The following is an 18,462-nucleotide window of genomic DNA, read 5'->3' as shown; positions in this document are numbered from 1 at the left end:
AGGCGCCGGGGTCCCTTGGACTCCGGCGCCTCCTCGTTTGGCGAGATCCTCAGCCGCGCAGCGTCGCGCCGGTGGCCTTCGAGACCTTCTCGACGATCCTGGCCGACACGGCTTCGATATCCTTGTCGGTCAGCGTCTTGTCCGTCGGCTGCAGTCGCACGGTCAGCGCAAGCGACTTCTTGCCCGCACCCATCTGTGCCTCGGCCTTCTCGCCCGTGAACTGATCGAAGACCCGGACGCTCTCGATCAGCGCCTTGTCCGCGCCCTGCGCCGCATTGACCAGTGTCAGCGCCTCGACCGAGGCATCCACCACGAAGGCGAAGTCGCGCTCGACCGCCTGCAGGTCCGACAGCTTCATCGCAGGGCGGGTCGGCGTCTTGACCTTCGGCAGCGGGACATTGGCCACGAGGATCGTGAAGGCCACCGCCGGCCCCTTCACGTCCATCTCGCGCAGGATCCTCGGATGGACCTCTCCGAAGGTCGCGAGCACGTTCGGCCCGAGGCCCACCACGCCCGACCGGCCCGGATGCCACCAGCCCGGCACCTTGCGGCTCACCTGCATCTTCGCGGGCGCGCCCACGGCGGCGAGCACCGCCTCGGCATCGGCCTTCGCATCGTAGACATCGACCGGGCGGCGCGAGCCGAAGGGATCACGCGGTGCCGAGGCGCCAACCAGCAGGCCCGTCGCCTGCAGGTGTTGCTCGCCCGGCTCGCCGCCCGTGAAGACCGGCCCGATCTCGCAGAGCGCCACGTCGGCAAAACCGCGCGCCTGGTTGCGGGCCGCCGCGCGCAGCAGGCCCGGCAGCAGGTCAGGGCGCAGGTGGGTCATCTCGGACGAGATCGGGTTCTCGACCCGCACCGCATCCGTGCCGCCGCCGAAGAGCTTCGCCGCCGTCTCGTCGATGAAGCTGTAGGTCACGCATTCGTTGTAGCCGAGCGCCGCCAGCGTCCGCCGCGCCGCCTGTTCGCGCACCTGCAGAGGCGTCAGGATCGGCTTCGGCACGCCCGCCTGCGCGCGGGGCAGGGGTTTGCCCTGAAGCTTCGTGAGGGATGCAACGCGGGCGATCTCTTCCACCAGATCCGCCTCGCCCTGAACGTCCGGCCGCCAGGAGGGCGGCGCAGCCATCTCGCCGTCCAGCGTGAAGCCGAGCGCCTCGAGCGTCGCGCGCTGCTCGGCCTCGGGGATCTCCATGCCGACGAGGCTCACTACGCGCTTCGGGTCGAAGCGGTAGGCGCGGGATGTGTCCGGCACGGCGCCGTCCATCACCACCTCCGAGGCCTCGCCGCCGCAGAGATCGAGGATCATCCGGGTGGCCAGTTCCAGCCCCGGCAGGGTGAAGGCCGGGTCCACACCGCGCTCGAAGCGGTAGCGCGCATCCGAGACGATCTTCAGCGCGCGCCCCGTGGCGGCAATGGTGATCGGATCCCAGTAGGCGCTCTCGAGGAAGACCTCGGTCGTCTCCTCGGTGCAGCCCGACAGCTCGCCGCCCATGATGCCCGCCAGCGACTCCGGCTGCTCGGCATCCGAGATCAGCATCTGGCCCGCCCGGAGCGTATAGGTCTTGCCGTCGAGCGCCAGCAGCTCCTCGCCGCCCTCTGCTGCATGGATGCGCAGGCCGCCCGTGATCTTCGCCACGTCGAAGACGTGGAGCGGGCGGTTCAGGCCGATGGTGAAGTAGTTGGTGATGTCCACGAGCGTCGAGATCGGGCGCAGCCCCACCGCGCGCAGCCGCGCCTGCAGCCAGTCAGGCGAGGGGCCGTTCTTCACGCCGCGGATGGTGCGCCCGGCGAAGAGCGGGCAGCCCTTCACCTTCAATTCGTCGCTGATCGTCACCGAGACGGGCGAGGGGAAGAGGCCGGGCACCGGCTCGATGGTCAGCGGCTTCAGCCGGCCGAGGCCGCGGGCCGCGAGGTCGCGCGCGAGGCCGCGGACGCCCAGGCCGTCGGGACGGTTCGGGGTGATCTTCACCTCGATCACCGGGTCGTTCACACCCTTGTAGTCGATGAAGCGCATCCCCATCGGCGCATCCGTGGGCAGGTCTATGATCCCGTCGTGATCGTCCGACAGCATCAGTTCGCGCTCCGAGCAAAGCATGCCGTTCGACTCGACCCCACGGATCACGCCGGGCTTGAGATCCACGCCGGTGCCCGGGACATGGGTTCCCACCGGGGCGAAGACCCCCACGAGGCCAGTGCGGGCATTCGGTGCGCCGCAAACCACCTGCACCTCCTCGGAAGGCGCGTCGGGGCCCTTCGGCCAGGTCTCGACCCGGCAAAGGCGGAGGCGGTCGGCATTCGGATGCGGTTGCGCCTCGATCACGCGGCAGATCCGGAAGGCGCCGAGCACCTTGGCCGGATCCTCGACGCCCTCGACCTCGTGGCCGAGGTCGGTGAGGGCGGTCACGATCTGGTCGAGCGGGGCCTCGGTTTCGAGGTGATCCTTCAGCCAGGACAGGGTGAATTTCATCGGGCGCCCCTCGGAATTGGTTGCGGTCCGGGCCTTAGCGCAAACGGACGGGAAGGGGAAGGCCGCGGGACGCGCCGCTCGGCTGCGACGCAGGTGGACGTCAACCTTTTCTTCGTAATCCGGTGCTAGCGGGAAGTATGGACCATTGGCTCGCTCTCCCCGCCGACCGCCGCCGCTCCGTTGGCATGATGCGCCTCTGCCTCCTGATGGGGCTGATGGCGCTGCTCTGGCTGCAGGATCTCCACGGCGTGAGTGCGCGGCACGATGCCGCCGCGATGGTTGCCTTGCCGTAGAAGGATCGGGGATGGTCAGACACCCGGGCCTCCCGTTCAGAGACGGGGTGGACATTCGGGAAAGCGGCAATCGGTGCAAGGTTCGGAGCGTCGTCTGCACCAGCCGCTTTTCGGTCGGCGGATCTGCCACGCCACGTCGCGGTGCTGGACGAGGCTCCACAAGCCGGCGCTCTCGGGCGCAGCCGGGCCGTAAGGCTCCGGGCGCGGGAGGCGCCCGGAGCGGCGGATCAGAAGCCGATCTTCGGCAGCGTCAGCGCCGGCAGGCTCAGCTCGGGCAGCGCGAAGCGCGGCATCGTGAGCTCGGGCAGGTGCGCGCGAACGGCGGCCCAGTCGATATAGGTCGAGAGATAGCCGACCGTCAGCATGGCGAGCACCAGCAGCATCAGCCGGAAGCCCTGCGCAGAGAAGCGGAAGGCCAGCTCCTTGCGGTAGAGATCCTCGATCAGCTGGTCCTGCAGACGGCTGGCGGCGGTCGCATCGTCGGCGCTGTTCGTCAGCACCCGGTGCGTCTCGATCTGGTCGACCTGCGACAGGCCGAAGCCCAGCCGCAGCACGAAGGGCACGCAGCAGACGGCGAGCCCGATCAGGAGGAGCCGACCGGGCTGCCAGCTCGGGATCGAGAAGGCGAGCGTGAGCTCGGCCCCCAGAAGGACCGCCCAGAGGGCCACGAGCGTGGCGCTGCGGATTTCGGTCTTGCGGAGGAAGGACTGCAGCACCTCCTGCGCCTCGGGGCTGCGGTCGGTGACGTTGCCGGGCGAATTCGCCTGAAGCTGGCCGTACAGCTGGAACCGCTTCCGCCACATCGGATAGCGCCGGGCGGCGGGATATTCGGGATAGCGGAACTGGCGGCGCAGCTCGAGATAGTAGATCGCGGCGAAATACCAGACGACGAGGGTCGCCGCGATGACGTTCTGGATAGTGACGATTTGATGTACGGTAACCATGGCTGGACCCTTTACAAGATCCGGTCAGGGTATCAGCGGCTGAGGCCCCCGGCCAGATCGGGCATGTCCAAAGCGGCAAAGCCATAGTGACGCAGCCAGCGCAGGTCGCTCTCGAAGAAGGCGCGAAGGTCGGGGATGCCGTATTTCAGCATGGCGATGCGGTCGATGCCCATGCCGAAGGCGAAGCCCTGCCAGATGTCCGGATCCACGCCCGCGGCCGCGAGCACCTTGGGATGCACCATGCCGGAGCCCAGGATCTCGAGCCAGCTTTCACCCTCTCCGATCCTGAGCTGTCCGCCCTCCCAGGAGCAGCGGATGTCGACCTCGGCCGAGGGCTCGGTGAAGGGGAAGTGCGAGGCGCGGAAGCGCAGCTCGACCGACGGCACCTCGAAGAAGGCGCGGCAGAATTCCTCGAGCACCCACTTGAGGTTGGCCATGGAGATGTCGCGGTCGATGGCGAGCCCCTCGACCTGGTGGAACATGGGCGTATGGGTCTGGTCCATGTCCATGCGGTAGACGCGGCCGGGCGCGATCACCCGGATCGGCGCGCCCTGCGCCTGCATGGCCCGGATCTGCACCGGCGAGGTATGGGTGCGCAGGACGTGCGGCGGGCGGTCGTCGCCCTCGGCGCGCGCCATGAAGAAGGTGTCGTGCTCCTGCCGGGCCGGATGCTCGGGCGGGATGTTCAGCGCGTCGAAGTTGAACCAGTCGCTCTCGACCTGCGGGCCTTCCGCCACGGCGAAGCCCATGTCGGCGAAGATCGCGGTCAGTTCCGCCATGACTTGGCTCACCGGGTGGATCGTGCCTGCGCGGCGCGGCCGGCCGGGCAGCGTCACGTCGAGCCATTCGGTCTTCAGCCGCGCATCGAGCGCCGCATCGGCCAGCCCCTGCTTGCGGGCGCGCAGGCTTGCGTCGATCTCGTCCCGCAGGCGGTTCAGCGCGGCGCCGGTGGTCTGGCGCTCCTCGGGCGACATCTGGCCCAGCTCGCGCATCTTCAGGCTGATCTCGCCCTTCTTGCCCAGGGCAGCCAGACGGACCTCCTCGAGCGCGGCCTCGTCGGCGGCGCTGGCGATGGCCTCGATATATTTGCCTCTGAGCGTGTCGAGCGCGGTCATGTCAGCCTCCGGTGCAGGTGACGGCGTGCTATCGGCAGAGGGTCGGTTTGTCCAGAGCAGGAGGTTCCGCGTCCCGACAGGAAGCGCCGGTGTCCCTCGGCGAGCAAGACGCGGCGGCATGCCCCGCACCGCGCCGGTGACGCGCATGAAAAAGCCCCGCGGCCCGGGCGGGCGCGGGGCTGTCGGCGGATCCTGCCTCGATCAGGCCAGCGCGGCCTTGGCCTGCGCGGCGATCGAGTTGAAGGCTTCCGGCTCGTGCACGGCGAGATCGGCGAGGACCTTGCGGTCCACCTCGATTCCGGCCTTCGCCAGGCCGTTGATGAAGCGCGAATAGGTCATCTCGACGTCGAAGAGACGCACGGCCGCGTTGATGCGCTGGATCCACAGGGCGCGGAAGTTGCGCTTGCGGGCCTTGCGGTCGCGGGTCGCGTACTGGTTCGCCTTGTCGACGGCCTGGGTCGCGGTACGGAAGTTCGTGGAGCGGGCGGCGTAGTAGCCTTTCGCCTGCTTGATCACCTTGCGGTGGCGGGCGTGCGTGACCTTGCCGGACTTGACGCGGGACATGTGAAGCTCTCCTTACCGGTCGTAGGGCATGTATTTCTTGACGATCTTCGCGTCGGCGTCGGACAGGATCATGGTCCCGGTCACATCGCGGATGAATTTCGTCGAGCGTTTGATCATGCCGTGGCGCTTGCCGGCCGGGCCGGCCTTCACCTTGCCGGTGGCGGTGAAGCTGAAGCGCTTCTTCGCCGCGGACTTGGTCTTCATCTTGGGCATTTCCATCTCCTCTTGCGAGTGGGTCAAGCACGACTCGGCATGCCTCTTAGGCCGGCCGTGCGGGTGTAAGACGCGCCCTATAGGGGCGAGCGTCCCCCGGTGCAAGCGGATTCAGCGCAGAAGCCGCCCGAACACGTTCGAGAAGGCGCGCGGGATGTCGGCCATGTCGTAGCCGCCCGGGCGGCCCTCGAGGGCGAGCACGATGAGCGTGCCCGCGACGAGGACGAGGATGGCGCCCGCGCGGGGCGGGCGGCCATCCACGGCGGCCGAGAACAGCGCCGGGACGGCAAGGACGCCGACCATGACACCCATGACGAGAAAAAGCTCGCTGTTCAAAACCTTCACCCTTGTGCGCCTCGTGCGAGACTACTCGGGATCGCCGCTGTAGATCAATCGTTCGTCACAGGGCGCGACGCGCAGGATGTTCGTCGTGCCGCGCACGTTGAAGGGCACGCCGGCCACGACGGCGATCTGCTCGTGCTCGTGGGCGAAGCCGTCCGAGAGTGCCGCGCGGGCGGCGCAGATCACCGCCCCCTTGAAGCGCTCCTGCGGCTCGGTCAGGACGCAATGCGTCCCCCAGGTGAGCGAGAGGCGACGCGCGGTTTCGACCAGCGGCGTGAGGGCGAGGATCGGCACCCGCGGACGCTCGCGCGCCACCAGCGAGACCGTCTTGCCGGTCTGGGTGAAGCAGCAGATGGCCTTGATCGGCGTGTTCTCGGCGATCTCGCGGGCGGCGGCCACGATGGCGTCGGCCACGCTCGTGCGCTTGGCCGAGCGGCTGGCCTCGATGATGTCGCGATAGACCGGGTCGTTCTCGACCGAGATGGCGGTGTTGTTCATCGTGGTCACGGCCTCGATCGGATAGGATCCGGCCGCGGATTCCGCCGAGAGCATCACAGCATCGGCGCCTTCGTAGATCGCGGTCGCCACGTCGGAGACCTCGGCCCGCGTCGGCATCGGCGAGTCGATCATCGATTCCAGCATCTGCGTGGCGACGATCACCGGCTTGGCCGCCGCGCGCGCGCCACGCACGAGACGCTTCTGGATCGGCGGCACGGCCTGCACCGGCAGTTCGACGCCCAGGTCGCCGCGCGCCACCATGATCCCGTCGGAGACCGCAAGGATTGCGTCAAAAGCCTTCACGGCGGCCGGCTTCTCGATCTTCGACAGGATCGCCGCCCGGCCGCGGGCGAGGCTGCGGGCTTCCTCGACATCCTCGGGTCGCTGGACGAAGGAGAGTGCCAGCCAGTCCACGCCGAGTTCGCAGACGAATTCGAGGTCGCGGCGGTCCTTTTCCGACAGGGCCGCCAGCGGCAGCACCACGTCGGGCACGTTCACGCCCTTGCGGTTCGAGATGGTGCCGCCCACCGTCACCACGCAGTCGGCGAAGTCCGGGCCGCAGTCGCGCACCTCGAGACGGATCTTGCCGTCGTTGACGAGCAGGCTCGACCCCGGCTCCAAGGCTGCAAAGATTTCGGGATGCGGCAGGTTCACCCGCTCGAGCGTGCCCGGCGCGGGATCGAGATCCAGCCGGAAATGGGCCCGCTCGACCAGCTCTTCCGAACCGTTGGCGAAGGTTCCGACGCGGAGCTTCGGCCCCTGAAGATCGGCGAGGATGCAGACCGGGGTTCCCGTGTCGGCCTCGATCCGGCGCAGCATCTGGTGGCGCGCGCGGATGTCGTCGTGCGAGCCGTGGCTCATGTTCAGCCGGAACACATCCGCGCCGGCCTCGAAGAGTGCGCGGATGGTGGCGTAGTCGTTGGAGGCCGGCCCAAGGGTGGCCACGATCTTTACATTGCGAAGGCGTCTCATCGTGCCTCGTTTCCTCGTAGTTCCATCGATGTCGTGGTGGGCCGGTTCCTCTATGGCCCAAAGCCCGCGGCACGGCAACTGGCGCTTTTTCCGATTGCGTCCTAAACCGGACCTCTGACAGGGATGTGACGGAGCGCCTGATGACCGCCTTCGAGATCGTGGGAGCCGACCGCCCCTCGCGCTGGCTCGTGACCTGCGACCATGCCTCGAACCGGGTTCCGTCCGAGGTGGCAGGGGGCGACCTGGGCCTCCCGGCGGCCGAGATGGAGCGGCACATCGCCTATGACGTGGGGGCTGCGGGGGTGGCGCGGGCGCTGGCCGGGCTGCTGGACGGCCCCTGCGTGCTCTCGACCTTCTCGCGGCTGGTGATCGACCCGAACCGCGGCGAGAAGGACCCGACGCTGGTCATGCGGCTTTACGACGGCACGATCATCCCGGCGAACCGGCATGTGGATGCGGCCGAGGTCGGGCGGCGCCTCGAGATGCTCCACCGGCCCTATCATTCGGCCCTGGCGCGGCTGGCCGCGCGGCGGGCCGACACGGTGATCGTCGCGATCCACTCCTTCACGCCACGGCTGCAGGGCCGGGCGCCGCGGCCCTGGCATGTGGGTATCCTGCATTCGCCGCTGAACGACCGCTTCAGCCGGGCGCTGATCGAGAGGCTGCGGGCCGAGGCCGATCTCTGCATCGGCGACAACCAGCCCTATCTCGGCCACCTGCCGGGGGACTCGATCGACCGGCACGCGCTGCAGCGCGACCGGCTGAACACGCTGATCGAGCTGCGCCACGACCTGATCCGGGAAGAGGCGGAGCAGCGGGCCTGGGCCGAGCGGCTCGCGCCGATCCTCGAGGAGGTGCTTGCGGACCTGCCGGACTGAGATCCGGGCTCGGCCGGCGCTGCCGGTCGGGGGCATCGGCTGCTGCCCGCTGCCCTTCCTGTCTCAGTGGCTCCGGCCTGCGTGTGGCCCGCGCCGTCGAGCGCGGATGGCATCGTTTCGAGAACCCCCCGGCTCATGTGCCGCCCGGTCAGGGCGGAGAAGCTGAGGGTCCGTTCCTGCTCAAGGGGCCGTCGGTGGCCCAAAGCAGAACGGGCGGCCCAACGGCCGCCCGTTTCCGTCCGGGAAGGGATGCCTCAGACGGCGGCCTTCAGGCTCTCGTCGAGGTAGATCTCGCGCAGGCGGGCCGCGACGGGGCCGGGGGTGCCCGCGCCCACCGCCTTCCCGTCGACCTCGATCACCGGCAGGACGAAGGCCGAGGCCGAGGTGAAGAAGGCCTCGTCGGCCGACTGCGCCTCCTCGATGGTGAAGGGGCGTTCCTCCACCTCCATCTGCGCCTCGCGCGCGAAGCGGACGACGGCGGAGCGGGTGATCCCGTGCAGGATGTCGTTCGAGAGGTTGCGGGTGATGATCTTGCCGCCCTTCACGATATAGACGTTGTTCGAGGTTCCCTCGGTGACGAAACCGTCCTCGACGAACCAGGCATCGTCCACATGGGCCTTCTTGGCGGCCATCTTGGCCATCGACGGATAGAGCAGCTGCACCGTCTTGATGTCGCGGCGACCCCAGCGGATGTCCGGGATCGAGATCACCCTGATGCCCACCTTGGCGACGGGGTTGGCCGCGAGGCCCGGCTTCGACTGCGTGAAGAGCACGACGGTCGGCTTCGTGTCGGCAGGCGGGAAGGCGAAGTCGCGGTCGCCCGGATTGCCACGGGTGACCTGGAGGTAGATCATCCCCTCCTCGACGCCGTTGCGTGCCACCAGCTCGCGGTGCACCTCCAGCAGTTCCTCCGCGCTCATCGGCATCGCCATGTCAAGCTCGCCCAGCGAGCGTTCGAGGCGCGCGACGTGGCCGGCGAAGTCGATGAGCTTGCCGCCGAGGACCGAGGTCACCTCGTAGACGCCGTCGGCCATGAGAAAGCCCCGGTCGAAGATCGAGACGGTGGCTTCTTCCTCGGGGAGATACTCCCCGTTCACATAGACGGTGCGGCTCATGTTCAACCCCAGAGTTCGGCGGATGGAGGATGGATGCCGGCTTCGTCGAAGACGAGCGGCTGATCGCGGTCTTCGGCCAGAAGCAGGGGGCCGTCAAGGTCGACGTAAGCCGCACCCTGCGCAACGAGGGTCGCGGGCGCCATGGCGAGCGAGCTGCCGACCATGCAGCCCACCATCAGCCCGTAGCCCTCGGCCAGCGCCGCCTCGCGCAGCGCCAGGGCCTCGGTCAGGCCGCCGGTCTTGTCGAGCTTGATGTTGACCACGTCATACTTGCCTCTGAGCGCGGGCAACGAGTGGCGGTCGTGGCAGGATTCGTCGGCGCAGACCGGCAGCGGGCGGGCGATCTCGGACAGCAGGTCGTCCTGCCCCGCGGGCAGCGGTTGCTCGACCAGCGCCACGCCGAGGCGCAGCAGGTGTGGCGCAAGGTCGGTGTAGATCTCGGCCGTCCAGCCTTCGTTGGCATCCACGATGATGCGCGTGTCCGGCGCGCCCGCGCGGACGGCCTCGAGCCGGGGCATGTCGTCAGGCGTGCCGAGCTTGATCTTCAGGAGCGGCCGGTGCGCGTTCCGCGCCGCCGCTGCCTGCATCCTCTCGGGCGCATCGAGCGAGAGGGTGAAGGCCGTGACCTGCGGTTGCGGCGCGGGCAGACCCAGAAGCTGCCAGACCCGCTTGCCGGTATCCTTCGCCTCGAGATCCCAGAGCGCACAGTCCACCGCATTGCGCGCGGCACCAGCTGGCAGCAGCGTCTGCAGGTTGGCGCGGGTGAGGTTCTCGGGCAGCGTCGCGATCTGGTCGGCGACGCTCTCGAGCGTCTCGCCGTAGCGGGAGTAGGGCACGCATTCGCCCCGCCCGGTGAGACCCGCGCGCTCGACCGCGACGGTCAGCACCCGCGCTTCGGTGCGCGATCCGCGCGAGATGGTGAAGACCTCGGCGAGACGGAAGCTCTCGGGGGTGACGGTGATCATGGCGGTTCCTCCGGCCGTTCGTATCGGGCGCCGCGGGACCGTCAGTCACGCGGAGTGGTTCCGGGCGGCGCGGCCGGGCTGGAAGCGGCGGTTGCCACGCCTGATCGCCGCCGGCGCGCCCGTTGCAGAAGGGGCCGCCCGGCAGCCGGTCGTCGCCCCGGCGGGAAGCTACACTGCGATCAGCGCGTCGACCAGACGCCCTGCTCCGTGCCGGAACGGATCGACCGTGGGCAGGCCCGTCCGGGCCTCGACCTCGGCGCAATAGGCCAGTGCTTCCTCGTCGGAAAGGGCGGCCGTGTTGATCGCACAGGCGACGGCCACGCAGGCCGGGTTCGCGACGCGCGCCATGGCGAGAGCCGCGTCACGAACCTGCTCGATGCTCGGCAGCGTGTAGTCGGGCAGGCCGCGCATGTGGGTCCGCGTCGGCTCGTGGCAGATCACCAGCGCATCCGGCTGCCCGCCGTGGATCAGCGCGAGCGTGACGCCCGAATAGCTGACGTGGAAGAGCGAGCCCTGGCCCTCGATCAGGTCCCAGTGATCGGGATCGTTGTCCGGCGTCAGATGTTCGATCGAGCCTGCCATGAAATCCGCGACCACCGCGTCGAGCGGCACGCCGCCGCCGGTGATGAGGATGCCCGTCTGTCCCGTCGCCCGGAACGTGGCCTTCAGCTTGCGCTGCCGCATCTCGCGGTCGATGCAGAGGGCGGTATACATCTTGCCGATCGAGCAGTCGGTGCCGACGGCCAGCATCCGCTTGCCCGTGCGCTTGCGCCCGTTCGCGATCGGATAGTCCTCCATCGGCACCCGGACATCGTGGAGCGTCCGGCCCGTGGCATGGGCGACGGCGGCGAGGTCCTCCTCGTCACGAAGCAGGTTGTGCAGGCCGGAGGCGAGATCGAAGCCTTCCTCGAGCGCCGCAACCAGCACCTTCTTCCAGGCCTGCGAGATCACGCCGCCGCGGTTCGCCACTCCGATGACCAGGGTGCGGCAGCCCGCGGCTTTCGCCTCGGCCAGGGTCATGTCCGGCAGCCCGAGATCGGCCTTGCAACCTTCCATCCGGAACTGCCCCACCGCAAATTCCGGCCGCCAGTCCCTGATGCCCTGCGCAACCTTCGCGGCCAGGGCGTCCGGCGCATCGCCGAGAAAGAGCAGGTAGGGGGTCTGGATCATGATGGACATCCTCGGGTTGATCGTGCGGATCATGCGCGGGACGCTGCGGAATTGCATCGCATTCTCTGCGTCTGCATTTACTTCTTGTGGGACAATCTTCGGATTTTCTGCCAGATGGCAGCAGAATTCTCCGCTATGCCGCGATATTGCGCAAGCATCGGTTCCGTGCACGATGCGCTTTCTGCGCCTGCGAAAGTCGCTTGCGTCGTCGCGCGCAATATAATAACGAATTGCGCAAGCCACATGAAACTTCCTTGCCGAGAGATCGAATGAGCTTCAGACTCCAGCCTGCACCTCCCGCCCGTCCGAACCGCTGCCAGCTGTTCGGCCCCGGCTCGAGGCCCGCGCTGTTCGAGAAGATGGCAGCTTCGGCGGCCGATGTAATCAATCTCGACCTGGAAGATTCGGTTTCGCCCGACGACAAGCCGCAGGCCCGCGCCAACATCATCGAGGCGATCAACGGGCTCGACTGGGGGAAGAAGTATCTCTCGGTGCGAATCAACGGCCTCGACACGCCGTTCTGGTATCGCGACGTGGTGGACCTGCTCGAACAGGCGGGCGAGCGCCTCGACCAGATCATGATCCCGAAGGTCGGCTGCGCGGCGGATGTCTATGCCGTGGATGCGCTGGTAACTGCCATCGAGCGCGCCAAGGGCCGGACAAAGCCCGTAAGCTTCGAGGTCATCATCGAATCGGCCGCCGGCATTGCACATGTGGAAGAGATCGCCGCCTCTTCGCCACGGCTTCAGGCGATGAGCCTTGGCGCGGCCGATTTCGCCGCGTCGATGGGCATGCAGACCACGGGTATCGGTGGGACGCAGGAAAACTACTACATGTTGCATGACGGGCAGAAGCACTGGTCCGATCCCTGGCACTGGGCGCAGGCGGCGATCGTGGCAGCGTGCCGGACCCACGGCATCCTGCCCGTCGACGGGCCCTTCGGCGACTTCTCGGACGACGAGGGCTTCCGTGCGCAGGCCCGCCGTTCGGCGACGCTCGGCATGGTGGGCAAGTGGGCGATACACCCGAAGCAGGTGGCCCTCGCGAACGAGGTATTCACCCCCTCGGAGAAAGCGGTAACCGAAGCGCGGGAAATTCTCGCGGCGATGGAAGCTGCGAAGCAGCGGGGCGAGGGAGCGACTGTCTACAAGGGAAGACTTGTTGACATCGCGTCCATCAAACAGGCAGAAGTGATCGTAAGGCAGGCGGAAATGATATCCGCTTGAGTCATACCGGAGCTGCGGCGAGTTGGGAGGCAAACCGCAGCGCATCGGGAGGACGCGCGCCCCGGACCCCGGTCCGGGGCGTTGCTGTGTTCAGAGCAACGGAACGCAGATCTCTGTCACCAGAGCATCCGACGGCGTCTCCATCGCGGCATTGAGGTAGATCTCGATCACCGGCCCCTCCGCCTGAATCTCGCGCATCTCCGGCAACCACTTGCCGACGAGATACTGATGGGCCTTCGACAGCCCCGAATAGGGACCGATGTATCGCAGGACCGCGTAGCGGCCCCCGGTCAGCCGCAGCTCCTCGAGCGGCGGCGGGATGTCCATCGCGTCGGGCACGGCGATGGCGGCATGGCTGTGCAGCGCCTCGGGAGGCACCAGCACGGGATTGTCCCAGTAGACGGCGATCATGCAGCCGGCCTGCGAGAGCAAGCCGCGCTCTTCGAGGACCTGGCAGGTCTGGCCGAAGGTGCAGCCGATCTCGTCGAACGAGCCTGCGTGGCGCAGGGCGGCAAGGCGCCGAGGGGACTTTTCGCGGATATGCACCGGGTACATGGCCTGGCTCCTCAACTCGTCTCTGATCGTGATCCGATGTTGACCGATTCCATGCGCTTCGCTCGTGTGGCATCTTGACCGGCGCGGGCCGGCGGACGCGACGTCGCGCCATCCGACGGACCATGCGGCGCCCCTGCGGCGGCGCGTCCCAGTCGTCATGTTGCATTTGCGCCCGCCCGGTTGCATATGTCGTGCCGGTCCGTACGGAGTGTCCGCGATGAACTATCTCGAATTCGAAAAACCTCTCTCCGAGATCGAGGGGAAGGCCGAAGAACTTCGCGCGCTCGCGCGGGGGAACAAGGAGATGGACGTCGAAAAGGAGGCCACCGCGCTCGACCGCAAGGCCGAGACGCTGCTGAAGGACCTCTACAAGGACCTCACTCCGTGGCGGAAGTGCCAGGTGGCGCGCCACCCCGACCGTCCGCACTGCAAGGACTACATCGAGGGCCTGTTCACCGAATACACGCCGCTCGCGGGTGACCGGAACTTTGCCGACGACCATGCGATCATGGGCGGCCTCGCCCGGTTCAACGACAACCCGGTGGTGGTGATCGGGCAGGAGAAGGGCCACGACACCAAGACCCGGATCGAGCGCAATTTCGGCATGGCGCGGCCCGAGGGCTATCGCAAGGCGATCCGGCTGATGGACATGGCCCATCGCTTCCGGCTGCCGGTGATTACCCTCGTCGATACGCCCGGCGCCTATCCGGGCAAGGGCGCGGAAGAGCGTGGCCAGGCCGAGGCCATCGCACGGGCGACGCAGAAATGTCTCGAGATCGGCGTGCCGCTGGTGACCGTGGTGATCGGTGAGGGCGGTTCGGGCGGCGCCGTGGCGCTGGCGACGGCGAACCGGATCGCTATGCTTGAGCACTCGGTCTATTCGGTGATCTCGCCCGAGGGCTGCGCCTCGATCCTGTGGAAGGACGCCGAGAAGATGCGCGAGGCGGCCGAGGCGCTGCGCCTGACCGCGCAGGACCTGCACAAGCTGGGCGTGATCGATCGGATCATCAAGGAGCCGCTGGGCGGCGCGCAGCGCGGCCGCCGCGAGACGGTCGAGGCCGTGGGCAAGGCCATCGAGATGATGCTGAAGGAGCTGGTGGGCCGCAAGCCCGAGTGGCTGATCAAGGACCGCCGCAACAAGTTCCTCGATATGGGATCCAAGGGTCTGGCGGCTTGACGCCCTGGCTGCTGGTGCTGGTTGCGGGTCTGCTGGAAACCGGCTGGGCGCTGGGGCTGAAATACTCCGAAGGCTTCACGCGCCCGGTTCCGAGCGTGCTGACGCTGGTCGGAGCGACGGCCAGCTTCTGGCTCCTGAGCCTCGCAATGAAGAGCCTGCCGGTCGGCACCGCCTATGCCGTCTGGGTGGGCATCGGTGCCGTCGGCACCGCACTTCTCGCCATGGCAATCTTCGGAGAGCCCGCGTCGCCGCTCCGCATCGCGGGGATCGCCCTGATCGTGGCGGGAATCGTGGCGCTGAAGCTCGCCTGAGGCGGGCACTGCTTTCCGACAATTCGACGCAACAGGCAGCGCTGCGGCAAGTGTTCCGCAACTTCCGTCTACGAGCTTTCGCCTCAGCAGCGGAGGCGAACCATGTTCATGAAGATCTGGCACGGCGACAGGCTTACCGTCCGGTGGGTGCCGGACGAGGACGCCGGAACGGCGGGTGCCGAGGGTATCTTTCCCGACCGCGGAAGGATTCTCACCGAAACCGGCCCGCAGCCGGTGGCATCTCTCGTTCCCGGCGACCGCCTGTGGTGCAAGGGCGACCGCTTCCTGCCGGTCCTTGCGGTCGATCGCCGGATCCTTCGTCCTGAACCGCTTGCGGATCCCCGGCTCTGGCCGATCTGGATCGCGCCCGACGCGCTGGGCGCGGATCAGCCCGCCCGCCTGCTGGTGGTCTCGCCGGACCAGAGGATGGTCCTGTCGGGGGCGAGCACGGCCGAGGGCATGTTGCCGCCGGAAGTGTCGGTGCCCGCGGTGGCGCTCGTCAACGGTCGCAGCATCAGGCAGCGTCCGCTGGAAGCCCCGCTTTCGGTCACGCGCCTCTTCCTCTCCGAGGCGCTCTGCGTGCAGGTGGACAACCTGCTTCTGGTCGCGGCGCGGCGACGGGCGCTTCTTGGGTGCGACGCGGCGGACGATGCCGCTTCCGCAAGAGGCGCCCGCGGCCGGGTGGGCGAAGGCTGACGTCCCGGCCGGCGGCACGCCTGTCTGCGCAAATGATCCGCTCACGGAGCCGGGGCCCGCGTGGTCCCGTTTCTCACGCGACCGTCACGAGGGGGTGAGGGAGGGGAACGACTCTTTCGACTGCCCGTTGCCCGGCCAGAAAAACGACAGGGAGACGACCGATGAACCGCCTTTACCCGCTTGCGCTCTTGCTGGCTCCGGCTGCCGCCTTCGCCCAGCCGGTCGAACAAGGTGCCCCCGCCACGGACTTCGAGCCCGCCTTCGAGAACCAGACCCGCGCCCCGGCGCTGGCGGACAGTTCTGTCGAGGCGCGTTCCTTCGTCGAGGGGTTGGAGCATCCCTGGGGCATCGGTTCCTTGCCCGACGGCGGATGGCTCGTGACGGAGCGGCCGGGGCGGCTGAGGATCGTCTCGGCCGATGGCACACTTTCCGACCCCGTATCCGGCCTGCCCGAAGTGGATGCGCGCAAGCAGGGTGGCCTGCTCGACGTGGCTGCAGGGCCGACCTTTGCCGAGGACCGGATGATTTACTGGACCTATGCCAAGCGCGTCGACGGCGGAACGGTGACTGCGGCGGCCCGGGGCGTGCTTTCCGAGGATCAAACCGAACTGACCTCGGTCGAGGACATCTTCGTGCAGCATCCACCCTCGCAGGCCCCCATGCATTACGGCTCGCGGATCGCCTTCGACGGCGAGGGGCACGTCTTCATCACGACCGGCGAGCATTCGATCCGCGCCGAGCGGGAACGTGCGCAGGATCTCGGCACCAGCTACGGCAAGGTGATCCGGCTGGCGCTCGACGGTTCTGCGCCGTCGGACAATCCCTTCGTCGGCGGCGAAGGTCTGGACACGATCTGGACCTACGGTCACCGCAACATCCAGAGCGCTGCTTTCGCCCCGGATGGCCGGCTCTGGATCATCGAGCACGGGCCCAAGGGGGGCGACGAGCTGAACCTGATCGAGCCGAAATCGAACTACGGCTGGCCCGAGGTGAGCTACGGAGTCAACTACGACGGAACCCCCGTGGGCACCGGCGAGGCGCGGGCGGAGGGCTTCGTCGAGCCTGTCTATTACTGGGATCCCGTCATCGCGCCGGGCGGCATGACCTTCTACGAGGGTGCAGCCTTCGAGGACTGGCAGGGGGATCTGCTGGTCGGCTCGATGAAGCCCGGCGGTCTGGTGCGGCTGACGATCGACGGCGACCGCGTGACAGGCGAGGAGCGTCTGCTGGCGGAGGTCGGACGGGTTCGCGACGTGCAGGAGACCGGGGATGGCGAGCTTCTTCTGCTGATCGACGCGCCGGACGGAGGCATCCTCCGCGTGACGCCGGCCACTCCCGAAGGCTGACGGGCGACCGGCTCCAACTGTGAGGGGATCGGCCGCGTCCTGGACAGGCGATGCCTGCAATTGCCGTTTGCGCCCAAGGTCCTTGCGCGGCTCCTGCGGAGTCTGCCGAGGGGCCAGAGCCCGCTCGTGGTCAGTCGAAGGTGCCCGAGGCGCGGCCGATCAGCATGAAGGCACGGGCCGTCCGGGTTTCCGCCATTTCGGCAATCTCGGCGTCCGTGGCCTGTCTCGCGAAATGCGAGAAAGTCCTGTCGAAGGCACGCAGGAAATGGTGCGAAGCGTCCCGGAACACCGGATCCTCGCGCATCTTGGTCGCAACCGGTCCCAGCACATCCTTGTCATGGATGCCGCCGAGGTCCGAGATCGGCCGTCCGCGTTCGCCCTCGGCGAAGCGGCGCCAGATCTCCGGCCGCGCGCGGTCGGGCACCAGATCCTCCATGAAAAGGCCGAGCTGGCTCAGCAGGGTCAACACGTCCTGTGCGGCGCGGATGAGCTTCGCGGAAGCCTGATCCTCGAGCGCGCGGCGCAGCGCGCGAAATCCTGCCCGATCCTCGACGCTCTCGGGGAAATTCATCGCGCGGACCAGATCGGCCACCGTCAGCGGCGCACGCTGGCGTGGCCCGTTCAGCGCGAGTGCCGGCTGGTCCTGCGGTGTTGCAGTGGGCGTCGGATCCGCCGGTGCCGGGAAGAGGTCCGCGAGGCGCTGCTCGAACTGGTGCAGGGTGCCGGCCATCTCCTCGACCCGCTTCTCCAGCGCCACGCGTGCCGCTCCGCCCTGCTGGCTGACCAGATGAGCCTTCCGCATTGCATCGACGGCACTGGCCATCCGCTCGTTCTCGGACCTGAGCTGGCGGATCGTGCGGAGGAACAGGACCATCGCGACCGTGATCACCAACGGAACGACGACGGCCAGGACGGCGAGAACATGGGCGAAGATCCCGCCACCGCCCCGGAAGATCAGGTGCAGCGCGACCGAGAGCGTCCAGAGCAGACCCGCACCGGCCACGCCCGCCTCGAGCGGCGAAAGGGCTGCCAGGCGCTCGCGGGCGTAGAACCCAAGATCGACGGACTTGTCCTGCGGCTCGGTCATGGCGCTGCCGTCAGACGAAGCGGACCGAGACCACCTCGTATCCGCGCTCGCCGCCCGGGGTCTTGACCTCGACCGTGTCGCCTTCGTCCTTGCCGATCAGGGCACGCGCGAGTGGCGACTTGATGTTGAGAAGCCCCGCCTCGATATCGGCCTCGGCCTCGCCGACGATCTGGTAGGTCTTCTCTTCCTCCGTCTCCTCGTCGATGATCGTGACGGTCGCGCCGAACTTGATCGAGCCCGACAGACGCGCCGGGTCGATCACCTCGGCCAGCGACAGAATCGATTCCAGCTCCTTGATGCGGCCTTCGATGAAGCTCTGCTTCTCGCGTGCGGCGTGATATTCGGCGTTCTCCGACAGATCGCCATGCTCGCGCGCCTCGGCGATGGAGCGGATGACGGCCGGACGCTCCACCGTCTTGAGCGTCTTGAGTTCGTCGTCGAGCGCGGTGAAACCCGCGCGGGTCATCGGGATCTTTTCCATCGGCCTTCACCAGAAAAACAGAAAGCCACGGCCCGGGCAGGACCATG

The 18,462-nt window shown here is 67.9% G+C and carries 20 protein-coding genes; 7 read left to right on the top strand and 13 right to left on the bottom strand.

Annotation, left to right across the window (positions count from 1 at the left end):
* Positions 1–49 precede the first annotated feature (49 nt).
* A complete protein-coding gene (gene pheT / locus ACTVZP_RS11375; protein ID WP_443212266.1) occupies positions 50–2,467 on the bottom strand; it encodes a phenylalanine--tRNA ligase subunit beta in 2,418 nt (805 codons plus the stop codon).
* Between the two features lie 137 nt (positions 2,468–2,604).
* Here pheT and ACTVZP_RS11370 point away from each other — a divergent pair, with 137 nt between their 5' ends.
* Positions 2,605–2,760, top strand: a complete 156-nt coding sequence (locus ACTVZP_RS11370) for a hypothetical protein (protein ID WP_443212265.1) — start codon at positions 2,605–2,607, stop codon at positions 2,758–2,760.
* 227 nt (positions 2,761–2,987) lie between these two features.
* On the opposite strand, the gene ACTVZP_RS11365 is transcribed toward ACTVZP_RS11370, so the two are convergent.
* The 6 genes from ACTVZP_RS11365 to pyk form a co-directional block, all read right to left on the bottom strand.
* A complete protein-coding gene (locus ACTVZP_RS11365; protein ID WP_443212264.1) occupies positions 2,988–3,704 on the bottom strand; it encodes a hypothetical protein in 717 nt (238 codons plus the stop codon).
* 32 nt (positions 3,705–3,736) lie between these two features.
* Positions 3,737–4,819, bottom strand: coding sequence for a phenylalanine--tRNA ligase subunit alpha (gene pheS, locus ACTVZP_RS11360; protein WP_443212263.1), 1,083 nt, complete (start codon positions 4,817–4,819; stop codon positions 3,737–3,739).
* A 201-nt stretch (positions 4,820–5,020) separates the two neighbouring features.
* Positions 5,021–5,383, bottom strand: coding sequence for a 50S ribosomal protein L20 (gene rplT, locus ACTVZP_RS11355; RefSeq protein WP_443212262.1), 363 nt, complete (start codon positions 5,381–5,383; stop codon positions 5,021–5,023).
* A gap of 12 nt (positions 5,384–5,395) precedes the next feature.
* On the bottom strand, positions 5,396–5,596 hold the full coding sequence (gene rpmI / locus ACTVZP_RS11350) for a 50S ribosomal protein L35 (protein ID WP_002722593.1): 201 nt from the start codon (positions 5,594–5,596) through the stop codon (positions 5,396–5,398).
* Between the two features lie 111 nt (positions 5,597–5,707).
* Positions 5,708–5,941 carry a hypothetical protein gene (locus tag ACTVZP_RS11345; protein WP_443212261.1) on the bottom strand — a complete coding sequence of 78 codons (234 nt, stop codon included), beginning with the start codon at positions 5,939–5,941 and terminating at the stop codon, positions 5,708–5,710.
* A 21-nt stretch (positions 5,942–5,962) separates the two neighbouring features.
* Positions 5,963–7,408, bottom strand: a complete 1,446-nt coding sequence (gene pyk / locus ACTVZP_RS11340) for a pyruvate kinase (RefSeq protein WP_443212260.1) — start codon at positions 7,406–7,408, stop codon at positions 5,963–5,965.
* Between the two features lie 140 nt (positions 7,409–7,548).
* Here pyk and ACTVZP_RS11335 point away from each other — a divergent pair, with 140 nt between their 5' ends.
* Positions 7,549–8,286 (top strand): N-formylglutamate amidohydrolase, encoded by a 738-nt coding sequence (locus ACTVZP_RS11335; RefSeq protein WP_443212259.1) that lies wholly within the window; start codon positions 7,549–7,551, stop codon positions 8,284–8,286.
* Positions 8,287–8,540: 254 nt separating this feature from the next.
* On the opposite strand, the gene ACTVZP_RS11330 is transcribed toward ACTVZP_RS11335, so the two are convergent.
* The 3 genes from ACTVZP_RS11330 to dgcN form a co-directional block, all read right to left on the bottom strand.
* Complete coding sequence (locus ACTVZP_RS11330; RefSeq protein WP_443212258.1) at positions 8,541–9,401, bottom strand: D-amino-acid transaminase; 861 nt, start codon at positions 9,399–9,401, stop codon at positions 8,541–8,543.
* A 2-nt stretch (positions 9,402–9,403) separates the two neighbouring features.
* On the bottom strand, positions 9,404–10,366 hold the full coding sequence (dgcA, locus tag ACTVZP_RS11325) for an N-acetyl-D-Glu racemase DgcA (protein ID WP_443212257.1): 963 nt from the start codon (positions 10,364–10,366) through the stop codon (positions 9,404–9,406).
* Between the two features lie 168 nt (positions 10,367–10,534).
* A complete protein-coding gene (gene dgcN, locus ACTVZP_RS11320; protein ID WP_443212256.1) occupies positions 10,535–11,536 on the bottom strand; it encodes an N-acetyltransferase DgcN in 1,002 nt (333 codons plus the stop codon).
* A 269-nt stretch (positions 11,537–11,805) separates the two neighbouring features.
* On the opposite strand from dgcN, the gene ACTVZP_RS11315 reads away from it, so the two are divergent.
* A complete protein-coding gene (locus tag ACTVZP_RS11315; RefSeq protein ID WP_443212255.1) occupies positions 11,806–12,762 on the top strand; it encodes an L-malyl-CoA/beta-methylmalyl-CoA lyase in 957 nt (318 codons plus the stop codon).
* A 90-nt stretch (positions 12,763–12,852) separates the two neighbouring features.
* Here ACTVZP_RS11315 and ACTVZP_RS11310 read toward each other — a convergent pair whose 3' ends face one another.
* The gene (locus ACTVZP_RS11310; protein ID WP_443212254.1) at positions 12,853–13,317 is read right to left on the bottom strand and encodes an AraC family transcriptional regulator; all 465 of its coding nucleotides are present in this window, start codon (positions 13,315–13,317) and stop codon (positions 12,853–12,855) included.
* Between the two features lie 217 nt (positions 13,318–13,534).
* Between ACTVZP_RS11310 and ACTVZP_RS11305 the strand changes: the two genes are divergently transcribed.
* The 4 genes from ACTVZP_RS11305 to ACTVZP_RS11290 all read left to right on the top strand — a co-directional run bounded on the left by ACTVZP_RS11305 (position 13,535) and on the right by ACTVZP_RS11290 (position 16,847).
* Complete coding sequence (locus ACTVZP_RS11305) at positions 13,535–14,494, top strand: acetyl-CoA carboxylase carboxyltransferase subunit alpha (protein WP_443212253.1); 960 nt, start codon at positions 13,535–13,537, stop codon at positions 14,492–14,494.
* Positions 14,491–14,805, top strand: coding sequence for a quaternary ammonium compound efflux SMR transporter SugE (sugE, locus tag ACTVZP_RS11300; RefSeq protein WP_443212252.1), 315 nt, complete (start codon positions 14,491–14,493; stop codon positions 14,803–14,805). Before ACTVZP_RS11305 ends, sugE begins: the two co-directional genes overlap by 4 nt.
* Positions 14,806–14,907: 102 nt before the next feature.
* A complete protein-coding gene (locus ACTVZP_RS11295) occupies positions 14,908–15,501 on the top strand; it encodes a Hint domain-containing protein (protein WP_443212251.1) in 594 nt (197 codons plus the stop codon).
* Positions 15,502–15,662: 161 nt separating this feature from the next.
* Positions 15,663–16,847, top strand: a complete 1,185-nt coding sequence (locus ACTVZP_RS11290; RefSeq protein ID WP_443212250.1) for a PQQ-dependent sugar dehydrogenase — start codon at positions 15,663–15,665, stop codon at positions 16,845–16,847.
* A gap of 130 nt (positions 16,848–16,977) precedes the next feature.
* On the opposite strand, the gene ACTVZP_RS11285 is transcribed toward ACTVZP_RS11290, so the two are convergent.
* Positions 16,978–17,934, bottom strand: a complete 957-nt coding sequence (locus ACTVZP_RS11285) for a hypothetical protein (RefSeq protein WP_443212249.1) — start codon at positions 17,932–17,934, stop codon at positions 16,978–16,980.
* Between the two features lie 10 nt (positions 17,935–17,944).
* A complete protein-coding gene (greA, locus tag ACTVZP_RS11280) occupies positions 17,945–18,415 on the bottom strand; it encodes a transcription elongation factor GreA (RefSeq protein WP_443212248.1) in 471 nt (156 codons plus the stop codon).
* Positions 18,416–18,462: the final 47 nt, after the last annotated feature.

It is taken from the genome of Rhodobacter sp. NSM, assembly GCF_052244495.1.
GTDB lineage: Bacteria > Pseudomonadota > Alphaproteobacteria > Rhodobacterales > Rhodobacteraceae > Cereibacter_A.
The sequence above is the reverse complement of the archived record's forward strand: the minus strand, read 5'-3'. Positions and strand labels throughout refer to the sequence as shown.